The sequence below is a fragment of the Bradyrhizobium sp. 2TAF36 genome (assembly GCF_052114925.1).
Lineage (GTDB): Bacteria > Pseudomonadota > Alphaproteobacteria > Rhizobiales > Xanthobacteraceae > Bradyrhizobium > Bradyrhizobium barranii.
Map to the genome: position 1 here is coordinate 85,192 of NZ_JBFRFR010000019.1, position 19,977 is coordinate 105,168.

The window sequence follows — 19,977 nt, forward strand, 5'->3', positions numbered from 1 at the left end:
CAGAGCGATCGTCGCCGATATCGCCTAGGTTGCAAATGGTATCCGAAGATTGGATGCCCGTGATGTGCAGTTTGTGCCAATACGCCGCGCCGATCGGTGAGGCTTAACGACACATGTCGCAAATTCCTCAATCCACAGCGTCATGTGGCGCACAGCTCGCGTCAAATTCGGCGATAATTTACCTCAAAGCGCGAACTCGGGCTCTCGTACCCACTTCGCGTTGTAGTGGTGTTCAGCCGCCGCCTGCCGCAGAATTGTCGCGCTTGAGTAACAGGGTGCAGCCATGGGCCAATTCCTTCTGGTTGATTCGCGTAAGCTCGACGGCTTCGAAGGTCTTCACCAGGCCGTTCACGGCTCGCACGTCGATGTCATGCAGCTGGGGCGCGGGCGATTGCGCGGATCGCTGTCCCATGTCGGCATCGGCGATTTCTCGCTCAGCATCGGCACCTTCAGCGTCGGCATGCGTACGCAGCGCGTCGCCAGCGACGACAAGCTGATCATCGGGATGCTGCTCGCGGCCGAAGAGCGCGTCACCCACTGGTCCTTCGACATGCGCCTCAACGACGTGCTCGTGATTCCGCCGCTGCTCGAGCATGACGGAATCTTTCACGGTGGATCCGCTTACGCCGCCATGCGCTTCGACATCAACGAGGTCGCATCGCTGTTCGGCGGCGAAGCGAGGCTGAGCAATCCCGACACCTGGCGCAGGCGCGACCATTTCCGGGCGGACCCCGGTAGCGGCGCGATCGCCGCACATCGTCTGGTCCGGATCATGTCACATCTGCGCACTTACAGGAGCGGCCTGACGCCCTCGACCGCCGATTTCTGGAAGCGATCGATCGTCGAATGCATGGCGGCCAACGTGATGTCGTCGCTACCGCCCGACGACACCGGCTGGCTGCCTTCGGCAAGGCGGCTGATCCGCCGGGTCGAGGAGTATCTCGACGAGGCCGGCACGCGCCCAGTGCATGTCTCGGAGATCTGCGCCGCTCTCGGGGTGTCGCGCCGCACCCTCCATCGCGCGTTTCAGGAGGTGTTCGGCTTGGGCCCGGTTAGCTTCCTCAGGCACAAGCGGCTGTGTGCCGTTCATTCCATTTTGCATGAGAGCGTGCCGGGCTCGACGACCGTGGCCGCTGTCGCCATGCAGCAGGGCTTCTACGAGCTCGGGCGGTTCTCGCAGTATTACCATGCGATGTTCGGGGAACGTCCGTCGCAGACCCTGGGAGGACGAACTGTCCCTCGCCTGAGGGTTCAACCCTCTGAGCATGAATTATAGGCGCCTGGTTCGGCTGTGCTGGGGGACAGCTATGGTCCGACCGATTCCCTCTCCACCGGCCGACTGCTCAGCCGTGCACCGGCCCCAACGCGGCGGCCTCGGGTAGTGTTGCGCAATTGCAACGCAAGTAAGACTTTGAATTTGCTGGATTTTGGCTCCCCGGGCTGGATTCGAACCAGCGACCATCCGATTAACAGTCGGATGCTCTACCGCTGAGCTACCGAGGAAAGGGCGAACCAGTCGTTCGCGCGCGGCTGCGTATAACAAAGCCGCTTGCGCTTGCAAAGGACGAATTCGCGATCTTGCACAATGCGCCGAGGAAGGGCCGCCGCCCCTCCCCTGGCTCAAGTCAGGTCAAACTATTCGGCGACGAAGGACGTGGTCTTGGTTCCGGAGTCGTAGCGCAGCCGCAGCGCGGTGATCTTGCAGAGGTTGACGTTCTTCCAGAGCACGGACTCGTCATAGTTCTGCCAGTCGACGCGGATGTTCCAGACACATCCCTCGTCGTCCTCCTCGAACTCGACATAGGTGCTCGCCTGGTTCTGCAAAACCTTGTCGAGTTCGTTCTCCCATTCGTCCAGGCCGTCGTCCGGTGCGTTGAAGCCCAGGAATTTGATGGCATAGCCGGTCTCGTTGACGACGGTGACGTTGCGGGCGTCGGCCGCGAACGACGGCGCAGCGGCGATCGCAAGACCGATCGCGATCAGTCCGGACAGAAAATACTTCATGTGAAATTCCCCCGATCGAAAGAGGCTCCGGTGCCTGACGTCGATCCGCGCAGGCACCGCGGCAACAAATGGCGTTGCCTCGAAGAATTCACCCGGAGCGCGATCGAGTGGTTCAACACGCGATCGATCGACGCTCCGGAGCGTGCGCGACGCGAGACGCGCACGGGCAGTTCATATCGATTCGAATTCTCCGCAGCAATGAACCGGCGTTCATAGATCGGCGGTGTTTGTTTTCTCCGGTGCGGGCGCCGGCACTGCGGCGCCGTTGCTCTTTCCCGTCACGGCGCCGACCAGCGCTTTCACGGGATCCTCGCCCGGCGCAAACCCGCTCTGGCGCAGGATCTCGTCGATCATCGGACGCAGCGCGTGCACCTTGAGAAGCTCGCCGGCGAGCCCCTCGCCAAAGCCGACATTGCCGCCGCCGGCGCCATTGCCGCCGAACGCGCCGCCGGTGTGCAGGATGCGGACGTCCTTGAGGTTGCCGATCGGCCTGACCATCTCGGCCAGCGCCGAGGGCATGGTCTCGATCCGCTTCTTGGCGAGCTCGAAATCGATGACGTTGGCGCCGAGCTTGTTCTGCGCCTCGTTCTTGAGCGTGATGATTGCGGCTTCGGCCTCGCCGATATTCCTGACGCCGACTGCCTTGATCTTGTTGGACTCGGCTTCCGCGGTGGCCAGCGTCTTGACGGCCTCGGCACGATCGAGCGAGGCCTTCTTTTCAGCTTCGGCCGCGACGATCAGCTCGGTCGACTTGCGCTCGGCCTCGGTGCGCGCGGCGAGCACCTGGGTGAGACGGGCACGGTCGGCGACCTCGACCGCGCGGGCGGTCACGACCTTTTCCTCCGCGGAGACGGCGAGCGCCTCGGCGGTCTTGGCGTCGGCGACGGCTTCCGAGGTCTGCTTGCTCTTGGCCGCGATCTGGATCTCGTTCTCCTGCGTGGCGATCTGGATTTCGCGCTGCGCGTCGGTCTTGCGCTTGTTGATCGCCAGATCCGACTCGATGACTGCGGTTTCCTTGACCTGCTTGGCGCCGGCCTCCTTCTCGGCAACGGCGCGGTCGGTGTCGATGCGGGCGTTCTCCTCGGTCAGGCGCGCCGTCTGCGTCGCGGTCGCCACCTCGGCGCGGGTGCTCGCGGTCTTGTTGGCGATGTCGCGCTCCTGGGAGAGCTCGGCCTCCTTCTTGGTGCGCTCGATGGTCAGGGTCTGCTGCCGCGCCTCGAGGTCCTTTTGCGCAATCGCCACCTCGTTGTCGCGCACGATCGAGTTGCGGTCGCGCCGGCGCGTCTCGGTAACGGTCTTCAGCTGGGTCAGACCTTCGGCGTCGAAGAAGTTTTCCGGATTGAAGAATTTCACATCCGTCTGGTCGAGCTTGGTCAGCGACACCGATTCAAGCTCGAGACCGTTGGATTTTACGTCCGATTCCACGGTCGCCTGCACATGCTTGACGAAGTCGCTGCGCTTCTCCTGCAACTCCAGGATGGACATGGTGGCCGCCACTGAACGCAGGCCGTCGACGAATTTTGCCTCGACCTGGTTACGCAGGGCTTCGGCGTCATTCGTCAGCGCGCCCAGCGTCTGGCTCGCGAGCGCAATGCTCTCATCGTCAGGACGGACGCGCACGTAGAACTCGGCGACGATGTCGACGCGCAGGCGGTCCTTGGTGATCAGGGACTCCCGCTCCTTGCGCTCGACGGTGAGCCGCAGCGTCTTCAGATTGACGCTGGCATAGGAGTGGAAGATCGGCAGGATCATGGCGCCGCCGTCGAGCACGACCTTCTTGCCGCCGAGGCCGGTGCGCACGAAGGCCTCGTCGCGGGTGGCGCGCTTGTAGAGGATGGTGAAGACGATCCCGAGGACAACGATCAGCGCGACGCCGATCATGGCCGGGACTGCGATGTCGAACATGACTTTCTCCAATAAATGGCTTGCTAGCTGCTTAGAGTCGGCTTGGAAGGTTTCAGTTCATCGTCGGCCTTCACCGCCACGAAGCGGGTGCCGGCGCGATCGACCAGCAGGACCATAGTTCCCTGCGGCAGGGGCGATGATGACGGTGCGGCGACCGCCCAGACGAAATGGCGGTTGCCGTGGATGTCGGCGACGCTGACGCGGCCGGGCGGCCCCTGATCGAGCGGGCCGATCACGACCTCGCCGACGCGGCCGACGAGATCGCCGAGACCGACGGCATAGCTTTCATCCTTGGGAATGACCCGCGCGATGCCCCTGCTTGCGGCGCGGACCAGCGGAATCGAGACGGCGACCGCTCCGACCGACGCGAGCGTTGCCGGCAAGGGACCGGCCACCATCCGCGCGATGTCCTGGATCAGGAAGCCGGTGATGGAGAACGCGCCAAGCAGCAACAGCAGGAAGATCAAGAGCGGCACGCCGCCGACATTGATCCAGGAGATGGCGTTGATCACGCCATTGTCGCTGGGGTGACCAAAATCGATGTTGGTGCCGAGCATCTCGCTCAGCGAGGCCCCGACCAGCATCGAGACCACCTCGATCGAGCCGACGATGAGGATCATGGCCGCCGCGATCGCGAACGGCCTGACCTCCGGCGACATCACGTGTTCGAGCAGAGCGCTCATGACACATTACTCAGGAGCGCGACTTCAACCGCGCCAGCCTCGCTGCAATCTCCTTGTCGCGATGCAACGTGCTGAGCTCGTCGATGTCGCTTGAATACGGGATCGCTGCCGGGACGCCGGTGGCGCGCGCCACCGCCCTGCCCGCGCGCAAGGCCTTCGCTGCCGCCGAGGCACCACCGGACTTCCGGGGCGACGTCGAAGCCTGATGGCTTGCCTGAGCCTCGCTCTTTTCGAGATCGGCGCGGCGCTGCTCGGCATCTTGCAATGCTGACAGCACGGCGCGCAGCGACGTCACGCACTGCTCGATCTTCTCGTTGTTCTCATCGATGGCGCGGGAGAGCACCTCGAATTGCGCCTCCAGGTCCATCTGCCGCGCAATGCCGGCGCGTGCGAGATCGTCGCGGCTATCAGCGATCGCACCTTCGATCTTGGGCGCAAGATCGGTCATCTCGCGCTCGATCTCGGTGCGGCGCGCGTTGAGACGGTATTCCTCGGCGCGCGCGGACGCGAGCGCATCGCGCGCCTCGCTTTCCGCGCGCTCGATCTCGCGGATGGCTTGGCCAACCACGTTCAGCTTGTTCTTCCCCTCCGCCTGCTCGATCGCGTCATAGGCGATCCCGGCGATCAGGCGCCCGACCCGGGACAGGAAGTTGTCGGGGGCGGCAGCGATGGTATCCATGGCGTTCTCCTCCTCTGGCAGACTGTTCGGCGTGACGCCGTAGTGAACTTCGAAACCGTCGTCGGTGCGGATGAGGTGCGCGGGAGCGCTCTGCCCCCAACCCTCGGCATAGCCGGCATAGTCGAAGGGCACGCTGAAGCGCCCCTGCACGGTCGCAATCGAAATGGTCGCGGGGCCCTTGATCTTGGCGAGCTTGTCGTCGAGCGGCAGGCGGCGGCCCTGCGCGGCGCGATAATCGGCGCGGTCGCGCAGGCCCAGCGTCACCAGCCGCGACGGCAGCGCGGTTTCTTTCCGGATCGGCTCATAGGCATGGGCATGGAGCAGGACGACGTTGGAGCCGACGTTATGGCTCCGCGCCACGTCATCCAGGATCTCCATCATGCGGTCATAGGCCCTGAACGTCGCCTCCATGGCGGCCTTGGCGGCCGGGTCAGGGGCAAGCCTGTAACGCAGCGCGGACGGCGCGTTTCGGGGCGACGGGCTCATGGAAAGCACTAAAGCACCATTTTGGTGCTTTAGGAAGAGGAAGTACGATCACGTTCCCCTGACCCTCATGCACTCTGTGGGTTAGTCGTCGGCCGCAGGCGACGCGTTCAAGGCTGGTGACCATCGATAGATCACGGCCGATCAAGACTTCTTGCACGGTGGCATGGGCCCCGGCTCTGCTGCGCATCAGTTCGTGCCGCAGCGTCCGGGCTGCGAAAGCCGAGCTCACGGCCGCCGGCACACCAGATCGATCTCGATCAGTGCGTCATAGGCGAGCCCAGTGACGCCGACACACGTGCGAGCCGGCAAACGATCCGGTGCGAAGAAGCTGCGATAGGTCTCGTTCATCGCGGCATAGTCTTCCTTGAAACGCGTCAGATAGATCCGCGTCATCACGACGTGCTCGAGGCCGAGATCGAGGCCGGCGAGCACCACCTTCAAATTCTCCATCACGGCCCGCGTCTGCGCCTCTATGCCGTCGGGCAGCACACCCGGCGCCTGCGGCGTGTCCGGCATCTGGCCGGTGACGAAGAGAAACCCGTCGGTCTCGACGGCGTGACTGAAGGGCGCGACCGGCTTCGGTCCGCCGCTGATCATGTGGAATTTCACTTGAGATGTCCTTGTTAAGTCGCGTCCCGAAACAGGCGCTTGCTGAGGATGGCGTGCACGCCCCAATTGCCGTCGACGACCTGGGTGACGCCAAAATCGACGGCGGCCGACATCAGCGCGATCGCCTCGTCCTCGCTGAGGCCCTTCACGTTCATCAGGAAGCGCCGCATTTTCCGGAACGCATCCTTCATGGCAAGGTCGAGCGAGGACTTTGCGTAGACCTCGCTCTGGCCCTGCGCGCCGAACTCGGCGAGATAGTTGGGATGGCTGAACCCGGTCAGCACCCAGTCGGTCTCGGTCTCGATCAGGGGATAAGAGAGATCGGCAAAGGGCTGGCCGGCCAGTTCGGCCTTCTTGTGCAGGATCACCTCGAACGTCCCTGTCATCGAACATTCGATCGCGGTGCCGCTGAGTTCGCCGTCCCCCTGGGTGGCATGGGAATCGCCGACCGACAGCAGCGCGCCGGGCACGGAGACCGGAAGGTAGACGGTCGACCCCTTCCCCAGTCGCCAATTGTCGAGGTTGCCGCCGAAATAGGACGGCGGCACGGAGTCGACGAAATCGACCTCGCGCGGCGCCACCGCGATCACGCCGAAATGCGGCCTCAGGGGAATGCGGATGCCGTCGAGTACGGCATGCCGGCGCTTCACCGTGGCGGGCGCGACGGGGACGCCGGGATAGTCGTAGGTGGCGTGCACGACGCCGAAGGGGTCGGTCTGTGGCTCCCAGCGATAGGAATAGAGCGCCCGGGCGTGCGGCTCCTCGGGATCGTCGAAGATCTCGTAGATGGTGACGACCTCGCGCGGCTTGGGACCGCCGAGAAACTCGTTGTAGTGATAGCCCCACCAGGCCGCGACCGAGGAGCCGAACACGCGGCCGGCATGGTTCGGATTGCGGCTCGCGCGCGGCACGATGTCGAGGATGCGCACCTCCAGCACGTCGCCGGGCTGGGCATCCTTCACCGCGACCGGCCCCGTGCAGATGTGCACGCCAAATCCTTCGCCGGCGCCGCGGCCGAACACACTCGCGTCCATCGGACCAGCGCCGCGACGATCGACGTTCTTCTTGTCCCGTGTCCAGCCGAACACGCTTTCAGCACCGGCATCGCCCGCGATCATCATCTCGGGCGCGTCGGAGGCGTGCTGCGTCAGCGTCTCGATGGTGACGGTGTCGCCCGAGGCGATCTCGATTTGCGGCGCCAGCGAGCGGCTGAAATAGCCCCAATGGATGCGGCTGGCTTCGACCGGGAGATGGTGATGCCTGCGTTCCGTGGTCGTCCGCTCCTCAGTGCCGGCACACGCAACGGTGCTGCGTGCCTCGACGCTCGAATGCACGCGCAGTTGCGCCAGCGCCTCCTGCGGCCAGCCGCGCTGGCCGGCAATGCCGTGCTGCAAGGTCGCCCGCTCCGCCTCCTGCTGGCGAAACTCGCGCGGCGGCAGGCCGAAGCGGTGACGGAAGGCGCGGCTGAAATGAGCGGAATCGCCAAAGCCGTAGGCATAGGCGATCTCCGAGATCGAACGATGCGCCTCGGTCGGATTGGACAGATCGGCCCAGGCACGCTGGAGGCGGCGCTCCCGGACGTAATGGGTGAAATTGTCGCCGACCGTCTCGAACAGCTTTTGCAGGTAGCGCTCGGAAATCCCCTCGGCCTGCGCGACGCGCGCCGGTGCCAGTTCGGGATCGTCGAGCCGGCGCTCGATGGTCTGGCAGATCCGATGCAGCAGCGCTGCCTGCGTCGCGCTCGATCCGGCATCGGACGTCGAAGCCGCCAGTTGATGCGCGAGCGTCAGGAGCAGATCAACGAGCGACTGCGCGACCGGATTCCACTCGGCATCGCTCAACGTGTCGAGCGTGCGCGCGGTCGCGTCCAGCAGACGCGAGAACACATCGGCAAAGCCGCTGGGTGGAACGACGCGGGGCTCGCCGAGCCGCGGCCTGCCCGAGAGGCGTCCGTGCAGCGCTTCCGAGGTCACCGACAGCACGATGGCCCGCATGTCGCGCTGGAACACGATGCTCCAGTCCCCGCTCCGCGGCAGCAGCACGAGATGGCCGACCGGAACGATGCGGTGGCCGCCGGCGCTCTTCAGCACCATGCCGTCCTCGACCGGGATCAGCGCGATCGGAAGGTCTTCATTCGGTTGCGAAAGAGGCGCGACGCTTTGCGCGCCAGCGGCCATGCGCGTCAGCGCAACACCTGCGGCATGGCGATGCGATGCGGTTGCATGTCCGTCAAAGAAGGAATGGCCGGTCGCCGGTTGCAGGCCAACCGCCGCCAGCACGTCCCGCCAGRCTTCGGGGCGGTCGTCTTGCGCGTAGGACTCGCTCGTGAACGGCCGGAAGCTCATCGGATCAACCCAGATTGCAGTTGATCGAAGCAACCTCTGTGCCAGACGAACGCGGTCATCCGTCGCAGCAACGGGCCGCAAATGACGTTCGCCGCTCATCCCCTCATCCCGAAAACTCGCTGTGTCTCAATGCATTAGTCGCAGCGAAAGATGTTCTTGCGGATCGTGCCGTGGACGCCCCAATTGGCGTCGACGACCTGGGTGACGCCGAAATCGGCGCCGACCGATAGCAGCGAGATCGCCTCGTCCTCGCCGAGACCGTGCACGGTCATCAGGAACCGCCGGAGTTTTCTGAACGCATCGCGCATCGCACGGTCGAGGCTCGAGTGATTGGCAATCTCGGTTTGTGCATCGGCCCCGAGCGCGGCCAGATAGTTCGGATAGGTGAAGCCGTAGAACGACCMGGCGTGATCGGTCTCCAGCATCGGATGGTCGAGGCCCTCCAGATTGGTGCCGGCCAGATCAGCCTTCTTGTGCAGGATGAACTCGAAATCGCCGGTGAGCGAGGTCTCGATTGCGGTGCCGCCGAGCTCGCTGTCGCCTTGCGCGGCGTGGGGATCGCCGACCGAGAAATAGGCGCCGGGGACCGCGACCGGATAGAACATCCGCGCGCCCTTGCCGATGCGCCAGTCGTCGATGTTGCCGCCGGTGTAGCTCGGTGGGATCGAGCTGACGAAATCAGCTTCCGAGGGCGCGAGGCCCATGGTGCCGAAATGCAATCGCGCGGGCACCCTCACGCTCGACAGAATGTTTTCGCGCTTCCTGACGGTGGCGTGATCGACGCGCACGCCGGGATAGTCGATGGTGGGATGCACGATGCCGTCGGGGTCGGTCTGCGGCGTCCAGACGTAGTTGTAGACCGCTTTCGCATAAGGCTCGCCCGAGGTGTCGAGCTCGAAGATGGTGACGACCTCGCGCGGCTTCGGCTCTTCGATCAAATCGTGATAGTGAAAGCCCCAATTGGCCGCGACGTTGGAGCCGAAGCAGCGGCCGGAATGGCAGGCGCTGCAGCTCGGTCGCGGCCGGATGTCGAGGATGCGCACTTCCAGGATATCGCCGGGCTCGGCACCTTCAATCGCGACGGGACCAGTGAGGAGATGCACGCCGATCCCCTCGCCTGCGCCGCGGATGAACGGACCTTCGGTCGGGCCCGAGCCGCGGCGCGCCACCGCCTTGTGCTCGCGCGTCCACTGGAACACGCTCTCGGCACCGGGATCGCCCTGGATCATGCGCTCGTAATCGTCATTGGCATGATGGGTCAGCGTCTCGATGGTGGCGCGGTCTCCCGAGCGCAGCGTCAGGGCCGGCGTGACCTTCTTGGAGAAATAGCCCCAGTGGACGGTCTTCGGCGAAACCGGCAGCGTGAAATGCTTCATGACGTGGCCTCTTCGGGAGTCTTGAACCTTACGAAGGCAGCGCTCATCGCACCGCCTCCGGAGTCTTGTCGGCTTCCATCACGCTGAGGAAACGCGCCGTCAGCGGATTGCGGGGGTTGGTGAGCACCTCGTGCGCCGGCCCCTCCTCGATGATCGCGCCGCCGCTCAGGAAAGCGACGCGATCGGCGACCTCATCGGCAAAGCGGATCTGGTGCGTCGAGATGATCATGGTGAGGCCGTCGTCGATGGCGAGCCGCCGGATCACTTCAAGCACCTCGTTGACGAGCTCGGGATCGAGCGCCGAGGTCGGCTCGTCCAAAAGCAGCACGCTTGGATTGGGCGCCAGCGCGCGGGCGATGGCGACGCGCTGCTGCTGGCCGCCGGAGAGATGTCGCGGCAGCGCGTCGGCGCGATGTGAGAGACCGACACGGTCGAGCAGCTCGGTGGCGCGACGGTCGGCGTCGATGCGGGTCATACCGTGGACCCAGCGCAAAGGCCCGGCGATGTTTTCGCGTGCCGACAGATGGGCGAACAAATTGAACTGCTGGAACACCATGCCGACGCCGACGGTTGCCCGCTCGTTGGCGATCGCCCGGGGTGACAGCAACTTGCCGTCGTCGTCAAAGCCGAGACGGCGGCCGCCGACGCGCACGGTGCCTCCGTCCCAGCTTTCGAGATGGTTGATGCAGCGGAGCAGCGTGCTCTTGCCCGAGCCGCTGGGGCCGAGCAGCGCGACCACTTCGCCGACGCGAACGGTCAGATCGAGGCCGCCGAGCACCTTTTGCGTGCCGTAGCTCTTGGTGAGGTCCTTGGTCTCGACCGCGATGTTGTTGCGCGCGATCGTCGCGGAACGCCGCGTACGCTCCTCTCTGGTCAGAGCAAGCGGCGGCGTGTCGGTCAGCTCTGCCTGCACGGGTTCGGGATCGGCGACGGTCGCCTCCGCAAGCTCCAGCTTGGCGCCGAGATCGACGCGACGCCACGGCAGGTAATCGGCGAGCTTGCGCTTCCGTCCCTTGGCGCGGTCGAGATCGAGCAGCCATTCGACGAACAACTGGATGACGCTGATGGCAAAGGTCAGCACGAGATACAAAAGACCCGAGGCGAAGAAGATCGAGAAGAAGTCGAAGGTCGAGGACGCCAATTGGGTCGAGCGCAAGGTCAGCTCCTGGACTGCGACGACGGACGCCAGCGAGGAATTCTTCAGCGCGCTCACCGCCTCGTTGCCAAAGGCCGGGATCATGGTGCGGATCGCCTGCGGCGCGATCACCCGCCACATCAGGATCCGCGGCGTCATGCCGAGCGCCTGGCCGGCCGTCACCTGCCCGCGGTCGACGCCGAGCACGCCGGCGCGCAACATTTCCGCGATGAACGGCGCCTCGTTGCAGGCGAGTGCGAGACCGGCGGCAAGCACCGCCGGCAGCTTGATACCGATATGCGGCAGCGCGTCGTAGGCGAACACCATCTGCAGGATCAGTGGCGTGCCGCGAAAGATCACGGTATAGGCCCTGGCGATCGCCGCCAGGAGCCAGAAGCGCGAGAGCTGCATGCCGGCGAGGATCAATCCAAGGATCAATCCACCGCCGAGCCCGAGGGCGGTCACCTCGAGGGTGAGCTCGATGCCCTCGAGCAGATACGGCATGCTCAGGTAATGGAGGAACAGCGACATCAGTCTGCCGTCAGAATGTCAGGCTCCTTGAAGTTGTTCACGTCGAGCCCATGCTTCTTCAGAAGCTCCATATGCGTGCCGGCCTTCTGCACCTCGATCAGCGCGGCGAGCACGGCGTCGCGGAATTTCGGCTTGTCCTTGGGAACGGCGATGCCGACCGAATACGGGATCGTCACCGCGATCGCCTTCTCCAGCTTGTCCGGATAGGCCTTGACCGCGCTGTCGACGGTGTTGACGTCATTGACATAGGTGTCGGCGCGGCCGGCGAGGATCGCCTGGATGCAGTTGGCGTTGTTGTCGTAGAGCTGGATGGTCGGCTCGGCCTTGCCCGCCTTCTTGCATTCCGGGATCAGGGCCTGGATCAGGGGCACCTCGACATAGCCGGTGTTCTCGGCGGCGGCCGCGCCACACATCGACATGTTGATGCCGTTGATGCCCTTCGGATTGCCCTTGGCGACGAGCACCCCGTCGAACACTTTCGAGTAGGTGATGAAGTCCGCGGCCTTGGCGCGCTCCTTGGTGGCGTAGATGTCGGAGATGACGATGTCCGCCTGGCCGGCAGCGAGCGTTGTGAGGAGTGCTGCGAACGTCACCGGCTTGTAGGTCAGCTTGAAGCCGAGGCATTCGCCGATGGCCTCGCCAAGATCGATGTCGAAGCCGATATATTTGCTGGGATCCTTCGGGTCGATCGTCTCATAGCCCGGTGTATGCGGGTTGATGGCGTTGACGAGCGTCTTGCCCTTCCAGTCCGGATATTTCTCCTGGAGTGCGGCGCAGGCGGCGGGCGCGGCGGCCTGCGCGCTCAGCGGCGCCGCTGCGACGAGGCCGAAGGCGATGGTGGCGCCGAGCGCGACCTTGCGCCACGGTGATGATGCGCGCGCCGTTCCCTGCGCGTGGGGCAATACCCGTGTCTCCATCTCCAGCTCCTTCGAATTGTCATGGCACTGGCCATGTTCCAGATCTCGGGAACGAGCCTAGGTGGAGTGCGGACGGGAAAGCTTGTCCGCGGGCGTACAAAAAATTGGATGAATGGGGCCCGCGAATTGGGCAGCACCCTGCACAAAAACTGTTCGTGCGTCAGGTGTCCTGCGGCACGCAATTCCGAATTCGGGAGAACCAAATCATCTCGCGCGACGCAATGATCTGCACGGTCGGAGAATCAATCAGTCAGGATATTTGACGGAGATATGACGTTTACTGGCGGAAATGAGGTGCCGGGCAGACGCATCTGTGGACGACATCCACAGCATCTCACCGCTTTCCACAGCCTGTCCGCAGCATATCCACAGGCCGACTATGCCGGATTCGCGAGACCGCACGAGCCACTTGCTGCGCACAAACCCACAGGGCGGCTATGTCAGCCGCCGGCCTGGTCGAAGACGGTGCGGCAAGCCTCGCTCAAGCTTGAGCGGTTACGGCGCAGACAGGCCGTGATGGCGCGGACGTTGGGGATCTCGCCGGCGCAGAGCCGATAGACGTCGGGGGTGCAGGCCCGGCGCTGCTCCGGCGTTCCCTGCTGCGCATTGGCGGCGGAGGCGAACAGCGCCAGGAACAGCCCGACCGTCGAGGCGCGGCGCGCCCGGCTCTTCGCACCCGCAAACCGTAAGAACCTTGCCCTCATGACCAAGTCTCCCGTCTGCCTTGCCCGCCCCCGGCCTTCGCTGGCCGGTGTCGTGCCAAGGGGTAGGAGAAATAAATCGCGGGGGATGTGATCTCTTTCACACTGAGGCCGGACGGGAGGAACGTACGGTTCCGAGGGGATTTTAAGGAATTGCTAACCAATCGGAGCCCGATCGCCGGGTCGCTAAAATGCGAACGATCGGCTCAATCGGGTAACAAACCGGCTTTGCGACATTGCGCCATCCGCGTTCTGCGAGGGTGCGATGAGCGAAGCCGAATTCAACTTGCTGCTGGATGCCGTCCGGGACGCCATGGTCTATCAAGATTTCGCGCCCGAGCCGGAGGAGGAATTCGTGCCCCGCTCGTGGTCGTACGTCGCAACGCCCAAAGCCGCCAATGACAATGAGGGCGCCTGGCCCCTTCTGCCGTTTCCGGACGGCTGGTACGCGGCCTGTTGAGACCACTTTCAACGTCAACCGATGCGCCCGCTCCCGCGGGCGTTTTGCTATCGGCCATGCGCCGGAACGGCGCGGCTCCGATCAGGTCTTGACCCGCTCCTCGCCGTCCTGCGGCACCCGGTCGGGTGCGGCCGGCGGAAAGATGCTGTCATAGATCGCACGGGCCTCGCGAATGAGGCGAGCCCGTTCCAGCTCGGATTTCGGGACGAATCGGACGACGTCGCTCACGTGCTCTTCAGCTCCAGGGGTTCGTGACGCATCACTTCGCAGATGCGAAGTCTATGCCATCGGGCCTGAATCGCTGGTGTCCGCCAAGCCCCGGGCAAACCCGGTGTGCACGGCCTGGCAGGCCTCAATCGCGTGCTCCGCGGAACGCGCGGTGAGCAAAATTTATGATGAAATATCAGGAGGTTGTTATGGAGGCCACGACCAGAATTGAACTGGTGTACACGGTTTTGCAGACCGTTGCGTAACCACTCCGCCACGTGGCCCCGTAAGGGCGGAGCAATATAGGGGATCAATGGCTTAGGCAACCCCGACCGGGCGTTTACGCCTTGCACCCGCCCGGGCCGGCGAGATATTTCGCAAGAATCGCATCGGTCGGGCCGACCGCGGTCATCCGCCCCTCCTCGAGCAGGATCGCGCGGTTACAGGTGCTCTGGATCAGCTCGATGTCGTGCGAGGCCAGCACCAGGATGCCGGCACGGGCCACGATCTCGTCGAGCCGCTGCCGCGCCTTCCGGCGGAATTGCTGGTCGCCGACGCCGATCCATTCGTCGAGCAGCACGATCTCGCCTTCCACGGCGGTTGCGACCGCGAAGATCAGCCGCAGCATCATGCCGCTGGAATAGGTCCGCAGCGGCAGGTCGAGCCTGTCACCGAGCTCGGTGAACTCGGCGATCTCCGCCCGCCGCGCATCGATCTCGGAGCGCCGCGCGCCGATTACGAGCCCGCGGCGCACGATGTTCTCGTAGCCCGTGGCCTCCTCGTCGAAGCCGGCCGACAGGTCGAACAGCGACAGGCAGCGGCCGAGTACGTCCACGCTGCCCGCGGTCGGATGATAGATACCGGCGAGCACCCGAAGCAGCGTGGTCTTGCCGGCGCCGTTGGCGCCGATGATGGCGACGCGGTCGCCGGCGCGGATGTCGAGACTGACGTCGTTGAGCGCGGAGACGATGTGCGGCACCGCCGGCGTCCGGCGCAGCGTCACCGCGCTGACGAAGCGGCTGCGCAGCGAACGGTCGCGGAACGACAGCACCGGAAATTTGACCGAAACGTTGCGGAGCACGATCTGGGCAGCAAGGCTCATGCGCGCCTCACAGCCAATACGCCACGCGGTGGCGGTATTTTGCGTAGCAGCCGAAGGCGATGACGGCTACGACGATCGCATAGATCGCCCCGAGCAGCCATTGCTGCGGATCGGTCGGCTGCGACAGCAGCGGCCTGCGCACGAGGTCGAGCAGCGTCGCGAACGGATTGGCCCGGATCAGCCAGTGGAACGCGGTGCCGCGCAGGGCGTCCTCGGTCCAGATGATCGGCGTCAGGAAGAAGATGAATTGCAGGCCGCTGACGATCGCCGTGCCGATATCGCGAAAGCGCGCGCAGAGCATGCCGAGCGCGACCGAACCGCCGAGCATAACGATGAGCAGGATCGCAAAGCCGGGCACCGCGAGCAGCATGCTCCCATGCAGCGGCCAGGGCATTACGATATAGAGCAGAACGACGATCACCAGATGATGCGCGAAGATGAGCACGTTGCGCGCGATCATCTGAAGCACATGCACGATCAGCGGCGCCGGCACGGCCTTGATCAGATGGCCTGACGACACGAAGATGCTGGAGCCCTCCTGAAGCGTCGTCGCGATCAGGGTCCAGACAATCAGGCCGACGGCAAAGGGCGGCAGGAAACCGGCGAGGTCCTGCTTGAACAGTGCGGCGTAGACCGTGCCGACACTTGCGATTGTTGCTGCCAGCGTCAGCGTGATCCAGAGCGGGCCGATCACGGTGCGCCGGTAACGCAGCGAGATGTCCATCAGCGCGAGCGTGCCCCACCGATCGGGCCGCGCCACCTGTGCAAGGATTTCCTTCGCCGCGGCCTGAATTCGACTGCCCCTTCCGCTTCCGGCTTTCCGATTCTGCGAAGATAACAGTTCGCGGCCCATCGGCCGATCGTCTCTACCCGCCCGTCTCGCGCGGGGCAATCAACCGTACGGAGGATTTAAGCGCGAGTCAGCTGCGCTTGCTGCGCCGGACACCGCGCCGGCGGTCCTTGACCGGCGGTTTTGGCGCCAATTCCGGCATTTCGGCCTGAACCTCGCGGTAGCGCGTCAACATCCGTTCAAAACTGGCATTGAGCGTCTCGGCGATATCGGGGCGCTTCTCAAGACTGGCCAGGATGGTCGCGGCCGCCTCGATGGTCGACAGCCCGTCTTTCCGCGGCTCCTTGCGCAGGCGTCCGTATCGGGAGGGATGCGCCGGGTTGAGGATCACGCGCTGGCATTTGAGCATCCAGGGATTGCGCCACCACAGCGCCTTGGCCTGGCTCCAGGTGCCGTCGAGCAGCACCACGCCTTCGAGCTTGCCGAGGATCGAGCGCTGGTTCTCCGCGACTTCGCCCTTGCGGTTGAGCGCCAGGATCTCGCCCTCGGCCTCCAGATCGGCCGCGCGCGCCGAGCCAAGATAGAGCACGGCCCAGTGCGAGGCGTTCTCGACCGGCCGCGCCAGCGCCTTGGACAGGCTCGACCAGGACAGGCCGACCCGCACCGTGGCATCGGCAAAGTGCTTCGCAAGCAGCCGGGCGGTGCCGAGCGCCCTGTCCTGCTCCTGCGGATGCTGGAGGATCAGGAGCGAGAGCCGGTTCTTGATGGGCGTGACACTGTCGCAGATGCACAGCGGCATCGGCTTCTGGCAGTGCGGGCATTCGGGGATCGGATCGGCCGGCGCGGCGGCTGTGGGGTTCGACATGGTCGCCGCTATACGCTTGAAGCGGCGGTTCAACAACTCTCTTGCCGGGAGTGGCGCCGCCATAACCCCGAACCTCGGCACACGACAAAAAGACCGCCCGAAGGCGGTCTCGTTGCGCCGGTATGTCGAACGCGTCGACCGCTCTGCTAGACCGGCGTTCCGGCAGCGTCTCTCCAATCCACAGTACCATTCGCGGCCACGTTGGCGACCCAAATCGGCTTGCTGAGGTCGGTGTCGTAGAACTGAGCACCTACGTCGACATGGGCTTTGGGGCGGGGATTGGGAGGCGATGGTCATGAAGTGTGATGGTCGGGCCGTAGTACACGGTCCAGTTGACTGCCGAATGACGTTATCGCTCGGACTTGGTGACGTCTTGGAGGGTACGATCGTTCTACAAGGCGCCTGCGTTGCGTGACGTTCCGCGCTCGAAGGCCTTTCGTCCCGTGCGCTCTTTCGTCTTCGCAATCAGGTGTACGGCGGCTTGAGCCCGACGTGACTTGGCTGTCGGGCTCACGGCACGGGGCGTTTGCGCATGAACGCCGTCAACACCGTCTTGAACGGAGCCGGCGTGCAGTGCTGAACCGCTAGCAACAGCGAATAGAGCAGCTTCGATCCGAAATAATAGGCCGGCTCCGCGTCCCACGGGATCACATACAGATCGTATCGGGAGGCGGGAAAATGCCGTTTGAACGCGCTGGCAGTGTTCAGCCGATAGACGGCCGGGAAGACATCCTCGCCCTTGCGGTCGTCCTGGGCCGACTGGATGATGCGGGCATGCAACCGGTCGGGGATCATCCGGTTGGCGAGTGCGATGTATCCATAGCGGTTGGGCGTTCGCGCGCAGATCCAGCCGCCCGGCTTGAGCACGCGGTCGAGTTCACGGGCGACTCTGGCAGGATCCTGGAGATGCTCGAACACGAAATCCGATACGATCACGTCGATGGATTGATCGGCGATCGGAAGCTCTCCGTCGGGTGTGATCACGAACGCCCGATCCAGCGCCTTGTTGGTCGTGACAGCCGGGTCGACATCCACCCCGACGAGCTCGCGCACCCGTCCCTTCAACGACCGCAGACTGCGCCGGTAGGCGACCGAATCCTCGCTCTGGCCGGCGCCTCGCCCGGCGCCAAAGTCCAGCACGACGGAATCCGGTCCAACCAAGGCCCCGACCCGCTGCCAGAACTGAATCGTGCCATCGACCCGAGAGAATCCACCCGCCGCAATCTCCGGGAAAAAGTGCGATCCGACGGTATTAGCCATTTGGCCAATCACTCCAAAGCAACACGAGCCAGCCGATTTCCGCTCGCCCACAAGGTTTCCCAAGCACGTCACACATTCTCGGGGCGGAATTCCGTTCGAATGCAACAGCTTCGGGCGGCGCGACGAGCGAAGGCCGCGCCCGTCTCCGTTCTGTAACGAGCTTTGTTGACAGAAATGAGAAGTAACAGCCTTTATGAGAACAGATGTTAAGTTGACAACATCAAATGTTAGGGGATCGAGCCGACTGACGGTGTCGGAACGTGCGCGATACTTGGCCTATTCCGCCGGTGCGGCCAGCGGGCGCGGCTCGGAGCGGCGGCGCAGGCGGTCGATCAGCAGGTAGATCACGGGAGTCGTGTAGAGCGTCAGGATCTGCGAGACGAACAGGCCGCCGATGATGGTGATACCGAGCGGACGGCGGAGCTCCGTGCCCGGACCGGTCGCGATGACCAGCGGAATTCCGGCGAACAGCGCCGCCATGGTCGTCATCAGGATGGGGCGGAAGCGCGCCTGGCAGGCCTCGAAGATCGCCTCCGCCGAGGACAGGCCGCGCTGGCGCTCGGCATCGAGCGCGAAGTCCACCATCATGATGCCGTTCTTCTTGACGATGCCGATCAACAGGATGATGCCGACGAAGGCGATCACCGTCAGCGGCGTGTTAGTGAGTTGCAAGGCGAGCAGCGCGCCGAGCCCCGCGGACGGCAGCGTCGAGATGATCGTCAGCGGATGGGCGAGGCTCTCATAGAGCACGCCGAGCACGATATACATCGCCACCAGCGCGCCGAGGATCAGCAGCGGCTGGCGGCCGCTGGTCCTGGCGAAATCGCCGGCATTGCCGTCAAAACTGCCGCGAATGCCTTCCGGCATGTGCAGCTCCTCGATCGCGCGCTGCACGTTCTGGGTCGCGGTCTGGAGCGGCACGTCCGGCATCAGGTTGAACGACACCGTGGTCGAGGGAAACCCCTGCGAATGATAGACCGCCAGCGCAGCGAGCCCGCGCGTCGCATGTACCACGGCCGACAGCGGCACCTGCGCGTCATTGGCACCGGCGACATAGATGCGATCAAGGTTGGATGGGTCGACCTGGAATTTCGGGTCGATCTCCAGCACGGTCATATACTGGTTGCGTTGGGTGTAGATGATCCCGATCTGCCGCTGCGAAAACGCGTTGTTGAGCGCGTTGTCGATGTCCTGGACCCTGACGCCGAGCGCCGAGGCCTTCTGGCGGTCGATCGAGAGCGTGAGCTGAAGCCCGCCGGGATCGCGGTCGCTGGAAATATCTGTGATGCCCTCGACGCTCTCCATGCGCTTGGCCACGATCGGCGCCCACTTCTGGAGCAGGCCGAGGTCGGTGCTGGTCAGCGTGTACTGGTAGTCGGAATCGCTCTGCCGTCCGCCGGCGCGGACGTCCTGGGCGGCGAACATGAACAGACGGATTCCGGGCACCGGGTACAGGGCGCGCCTGAGACGGTCGATCACGACCTGCGTCGAGACGTGGTCACGCTCCTCCGGCGGCTTCAGGCTGATGAACATGGTGCCGCGGTTCGAGGTCGCCCCCCCCGGCCCGCCTCCGCTGCCGACCGTCGAGCCGATGCCGGCCACGGCCGGATCCTGCATCACGATGTCGGCGAGCCGCTGCTGCAGGCCGAGCATGGACTGGAACGAGATGTCGGCCGAGGCGCGCGTCGCGCCGATGACGAAGCCGGAATCGTCGGTCGGGAAATAGCCCTTGGGGACCTTGATGTAGAGCGTCACCGTGAGGCCGATGGTGGCGAAGAACACCAGCAGCGTCAGCAGCGGATATTGCAGCACGGTGCGCAAGCTGCGGGCGTAAAACGTGACGACGCGCGACAGCGAGCCTTCGATCAGCCGATCGAACAGCGTCGCGGTGCCGGACGTGGTCTGCCGGATGTAATGGGCGC

Annotated in this window: 19 protein-coding genes and 2 tRNA genes; 2 read left to right on the top strand and 19 right to left on the bottom strand. The window is 64.4% G+C overall.

Features of this window, described 5'->3' with window-relative positions; translation table 11 throughout:
* Nucleotides 1-232: 232 nt before the first annotated feature.
* Nucleotides 233-412 carry a hypothetical protein gene (locus AB4Z51_RS13155; protein ID WP_244623024.1) on the bottom strand — a complete coding sequence of 60 codons (180 nt, stop codon included), beginning with the start codon at nucleotides 410-412 and terminating at the stop codon, nucleotides 233-235.
* On the opposite strand from AB4Z51_RS13155, the gene AB4Z51_RS13160 reads away from it, so the two are divergent.
* The gene (locus AB4Z51_RS13160) at nucleotides 392-1,276 is read left to right on the top strand and encodes a helix-turn-helix domain-containing protein (protein WP_244623023.1); all 885 of its coding nucleotides are present in this window, start codon (nucleotides 392-394) and stop codon (nucleotides 1,274-1,276) included. The two genes, AB4Z51_RS13155 and AB4Z51_RS13160, sit on opposite strands and share 21 nt — an antisense overlap.
* A 152-nt stretch (nucleotides 1,277-1,428) precedes the next feature.
* On the opposite strand, the gene AB4Z51_RS13165 is transcribed toward AB4Z51_RS13160, so the two are convergent.
* The 11 genes from AB4Z51_RS13165 to AB4Z51_RS13215 form a co-directional block, all read right to left on the bottom strand.
* Nucleotides 1,429-1,503: transfer RNA gene (locus AB4Z51_RS13165), tRNA-Asn, on the bottom strand.
* 132 nt (nucleotides 1,504-1,635) lie between these two features.
* Nucleotides 1,636-2,004 (bottom strand): hypothetical protein, encoded by a 369-nt coding sequence (locus AB4Z51_RS13170; RefSeq protein WP_063983400.1) that lies wholly within the window; start codon nucleotides 2,002-2,004, stop codon nucleotides 1,636-1,638.
* A gap of 210 nt (nucleotides 2,005-2,214) precedes the next feature.
* Nucleotides 2,215-3,909, bottom strand: a complete 1,695-nt coding sequence (locus AB4Z51_RS13175; RefSeq protein WP_135213599.1) for a flotillin family protein — start codon at nucleotides 3,907-3,909, stop codon at nucleotides 2,215-2,217.
* A gap of 23 nt (nucleotides 3,910-3,932) precedes the next feature.
* The gene (locus AB4Z51_RS13180; protein ID WP_014495394.1) at nucleotides 3,933-4,592 is read right to left on the bottom strand and encodes an OB-fold-containig protein; all 660 of its coding nucleotides are present in this window, start codon (nucleotides 4,590-4,592) and stop codon (nucleotides 3,933-3,935) included.
* 10 nt (nucleotides 4,593-4,602) lie between these two features.
* Nucleotides 4,603-5,766 carry a PspA/IM30 family protein gene (locus AB4Z51_RS13185; protein WP_135213598.1) on the bottom strand — a complete coding sequence of 388 codons (1,164 nt, stop codon included), beginning with the start codon at nucleotides 5,764-5,766 and terminating at the stop codon, nucleotides 4,603-4,605.
* Between the two features lie 216 nt (nucleotides 5,767-5,982).
* Nucleotides 5,983-6,366, bottom strand: coding sequence for a RidA family protein (locus AB4Z51_RS13190; RefSeq protein WP_441497517.1), 384 nt, complete (start codon nucleotides 6,364-6,366; stop codon nucleotides 5,983-5,985).
* Nucleotides 6,367-6,380: 14 nt separating this feature from the next.
* On the bottom strand, nucleotides 6,381-8,711 hold the full coding sequence (locus AB4Z51_RS13195; protein ID WP_441497518.1) for an acetamidase/formamidase family protein: 2,331 nt from the start codon (nucleotides 8,709-8,711) through the stop codon (nucleotides 6,381-6,383).
* 134 nt (nucleotides 8,712-8,845) lie between these two features.
* Nucleotides 8,846-10,087, bottom strand: coding sequence for an acetamidase/formamidase family protein (locus AB4Z51_RS13200; RefSeq protein WP_441497519.1), 1,242 nt, complete (start codon nucleotides 10,085-10,087; stop codon nucleotides 8,846-8,848).
* 43 nt (nucleotides 10,088-10,130) lie between these two features.
* Nucleotides 10,131-11,753, bottom strand: coding sequence for an amino acid ABC transporter permease/ATP-binding protein (locus tag AB4Z51_RS13205; protein ID WP_441497520.1), 1,623 nt, complete (start codon nucleotides 11,751-11,753; stop codon nucleotides 10,131-10,133).
* Complete coding sequence (locus AB4Z51_RS13210) at nucleotides 11,753-12,670, bottom strand: ABC transporter substrate-binding protein (RefSeq protein WP_135213594.1); 918 nt, start codon at nucleotides 12,668-12,670, stop codon at nucleotides 11,753-11,755. The genes AB4Z51_RS13205 and AB4Z51_RS13210 overlap by 1 nt, the downstream gene beginning before the upstream one ends.
* A gap of 440 nt (nucleotides 12,671-13,110) precedes the next feature.
* Nucleotides 13,111-13,374 (bottom strand): hypothetical protein, encoded by a 264-nt coding sequence (locus AB4Z51_RS13215; RefSeq protein ID WP_063983409.1) that lies wholly within the window; start codon nucleotides 13,372-13,374, stop codon nucleotides 13,111-13,113.
* A 262-nt stretch (nucleotides 13,375-13,636) separates the two neighbouring features.
* On the opposite strand from AB4Z51_RS13215, the gene AB4Z51_RS13220 reads away from it, so the two are divergent.
* Nucleotides 13,637-13,831: a hypothetical protein gene (locus AB4Z51_RS13220; RefSeq protein WP_039148908.1), complete on the top strand. Its 195-nt coding sequence runs from the start codon at nucleotides 13,637-13,639 to the stop codon at nucleotides 13,829-13,831.
* Between the two features lie 81 nt (nucleotides 13,832-13,912).
* On the opposite strand, the gene AB4Z51_RS13225 is transcribed toward AB4Z51_RS13220, so the two are convergent.
* From AB4Z51_RS13225 to AB4Z51_RS13255, 7 genes are all read right to left on the bottom strand, one after another.
* Nucleotides 13,913-14,059, bottom strand: a complete 147-nt coding sequence (locus AB4Z51_RS13225) for a hypothetical protein (protein WP_167767891.1) — start codon at nucleotides 14,057-14,059, stop codon at nucleotides 13,913-13,915.
* A 189-nt stretch (nucleotides 14,060-14,248) separates the two neighbouring features.
* Nucleotides 14,249-14,322: transfer RNA gene (locus tag AB4Z51_RS13230), tRNA-Cys, on the bottom strand.
* Between the two features lie 56 nt (nucleotides 14,323-14,378).
* Nucleotides 14,379-15,140: an ABC transporter ATP-binding protein gene (locus tag AB4Z51_RS13235; protein ID WP_354075477.1), complete on the bottom strand. Its 762-nt coding sequence runs from the start codon at nucleotides 15,138-15,140 to the stop codon at nucleotides 14,379-14,381.
* Between the two features lie 7 nt (nucleotides 15,141-15,147).
* A complete protein-coding gene (locus tag AB4Z51_RS13240; protein ID WP_441497521.1) occupies nucleotides 15,148-15,900 on the bottom strand; it encodes an ABC transporter permease in 753 nt (250 codons plus the stop codon).
* A gap of 160 nt (nucleotides 15,901-16,060) precedes the next feature.
* A complete protein-coding gene (locus AB4Z51_RS13245; RefSeq protein WP_063983412.1) occupies nucleotides 16,061-16,795 on the bottom strand; it encodes a tRNA-uridine aminocarboxypropyltransferase in 735 nt (244 codons plus the stop codon).
* A 510-nt stretch (nucleotides 16,796-17,305) separates the two neighbouring features.
* A complete protein-coding gene (locus AB4Z51_RS13250) occupies nucleotides 17,306-18,106 on the bottom strand; it encodes a class I SAM-dependent methyltransferase (protein ID WP_135213592.1) in 801 nt (266 codons plus the stop codon).
* 225 nt (nucleotides 18,107-18,331) lie between these two features.
* A partial coding sequence (locus AB4Z51_RS13255) for an efflux RND transporter permease subunit (protein ID WP_441497522.1) occupies nucleotides 18,332-19,977 on the bottom strand: 1,646 nt, incomplete at its 5' end.

Coding starts and splice junctions, on each gene's coding strand:
- AB4Z51_RS13155 (WP_244623024.1), bottom strand. CDS start 412: ATGGGACAGCGATCCGCGCAATCGCCCGCGCCCCAGCTGCATGACATC.
- AB4Z51_RS13170 (WP_063983400.1), bottom strand. CDS start 2,004: ATGAAGTATTTTCTGTCCGGACTGATCGCGATCGGTCTTGCGATCGCC.
- AB4Z51_RS13175 (WP_135213599.1), bottom strand. CDS start 3,909: ATGTTCGACATCGCAGTCCCGGCCATGATCGGCGTCGCGCTGATCGTT.
- AB4Z51_RS13180 (WP_014495394.1), bottom strand. CDS start 4,592: ATGAGCGCTCTGCTCGAACACGTGATGTCGCCGGAGGTCAGGCCGTTC.
- AB4Z51_RS13205 (WP_441497520.1), bottom strand. CDS start 11,753: ATGTCGCTGTTCCTCCATTACCTGAGCATGCCGTATCTGCTCGAGGGC.
- AB4Z51_RS13210 (WP_135213594.1), bottom strand. CDS start 12,670: ATGGAGACACGGGTATTGCCCCACGCGCAGGGAACGGCGCGCGCATCA.
- AB4Z51_RS13215 (WP_063983409.1), bottom strand. CDS start 13,374: ATGAGGGCAAGGTTCTTACGGTTTGCGGGTGCGAAGAGCCGGGCGCGC.
- AB4Z51_RS13220 (WP_039148908.1), top strand. CDS start 13,637: ATGAGCGAAGCCGAATTCAACTTGCTGCTGGATGCCGTCCGGGACGCC.
- AB4Z51_RS13235 (WP_354075477.1), bottom strand. CDS start 15,140: ATGAGCCTTGCTGCCCAGATCGTGCTCCGCAACGTTTCGGTCAAATTT.
- AB4Z51_RS13245 (WP_063983412.1), bottom strand. CDS start 16,795: ATGTCGAACCCCACAGCCGCCGCGCCGGCCGATCCGATCCCCGAATGC.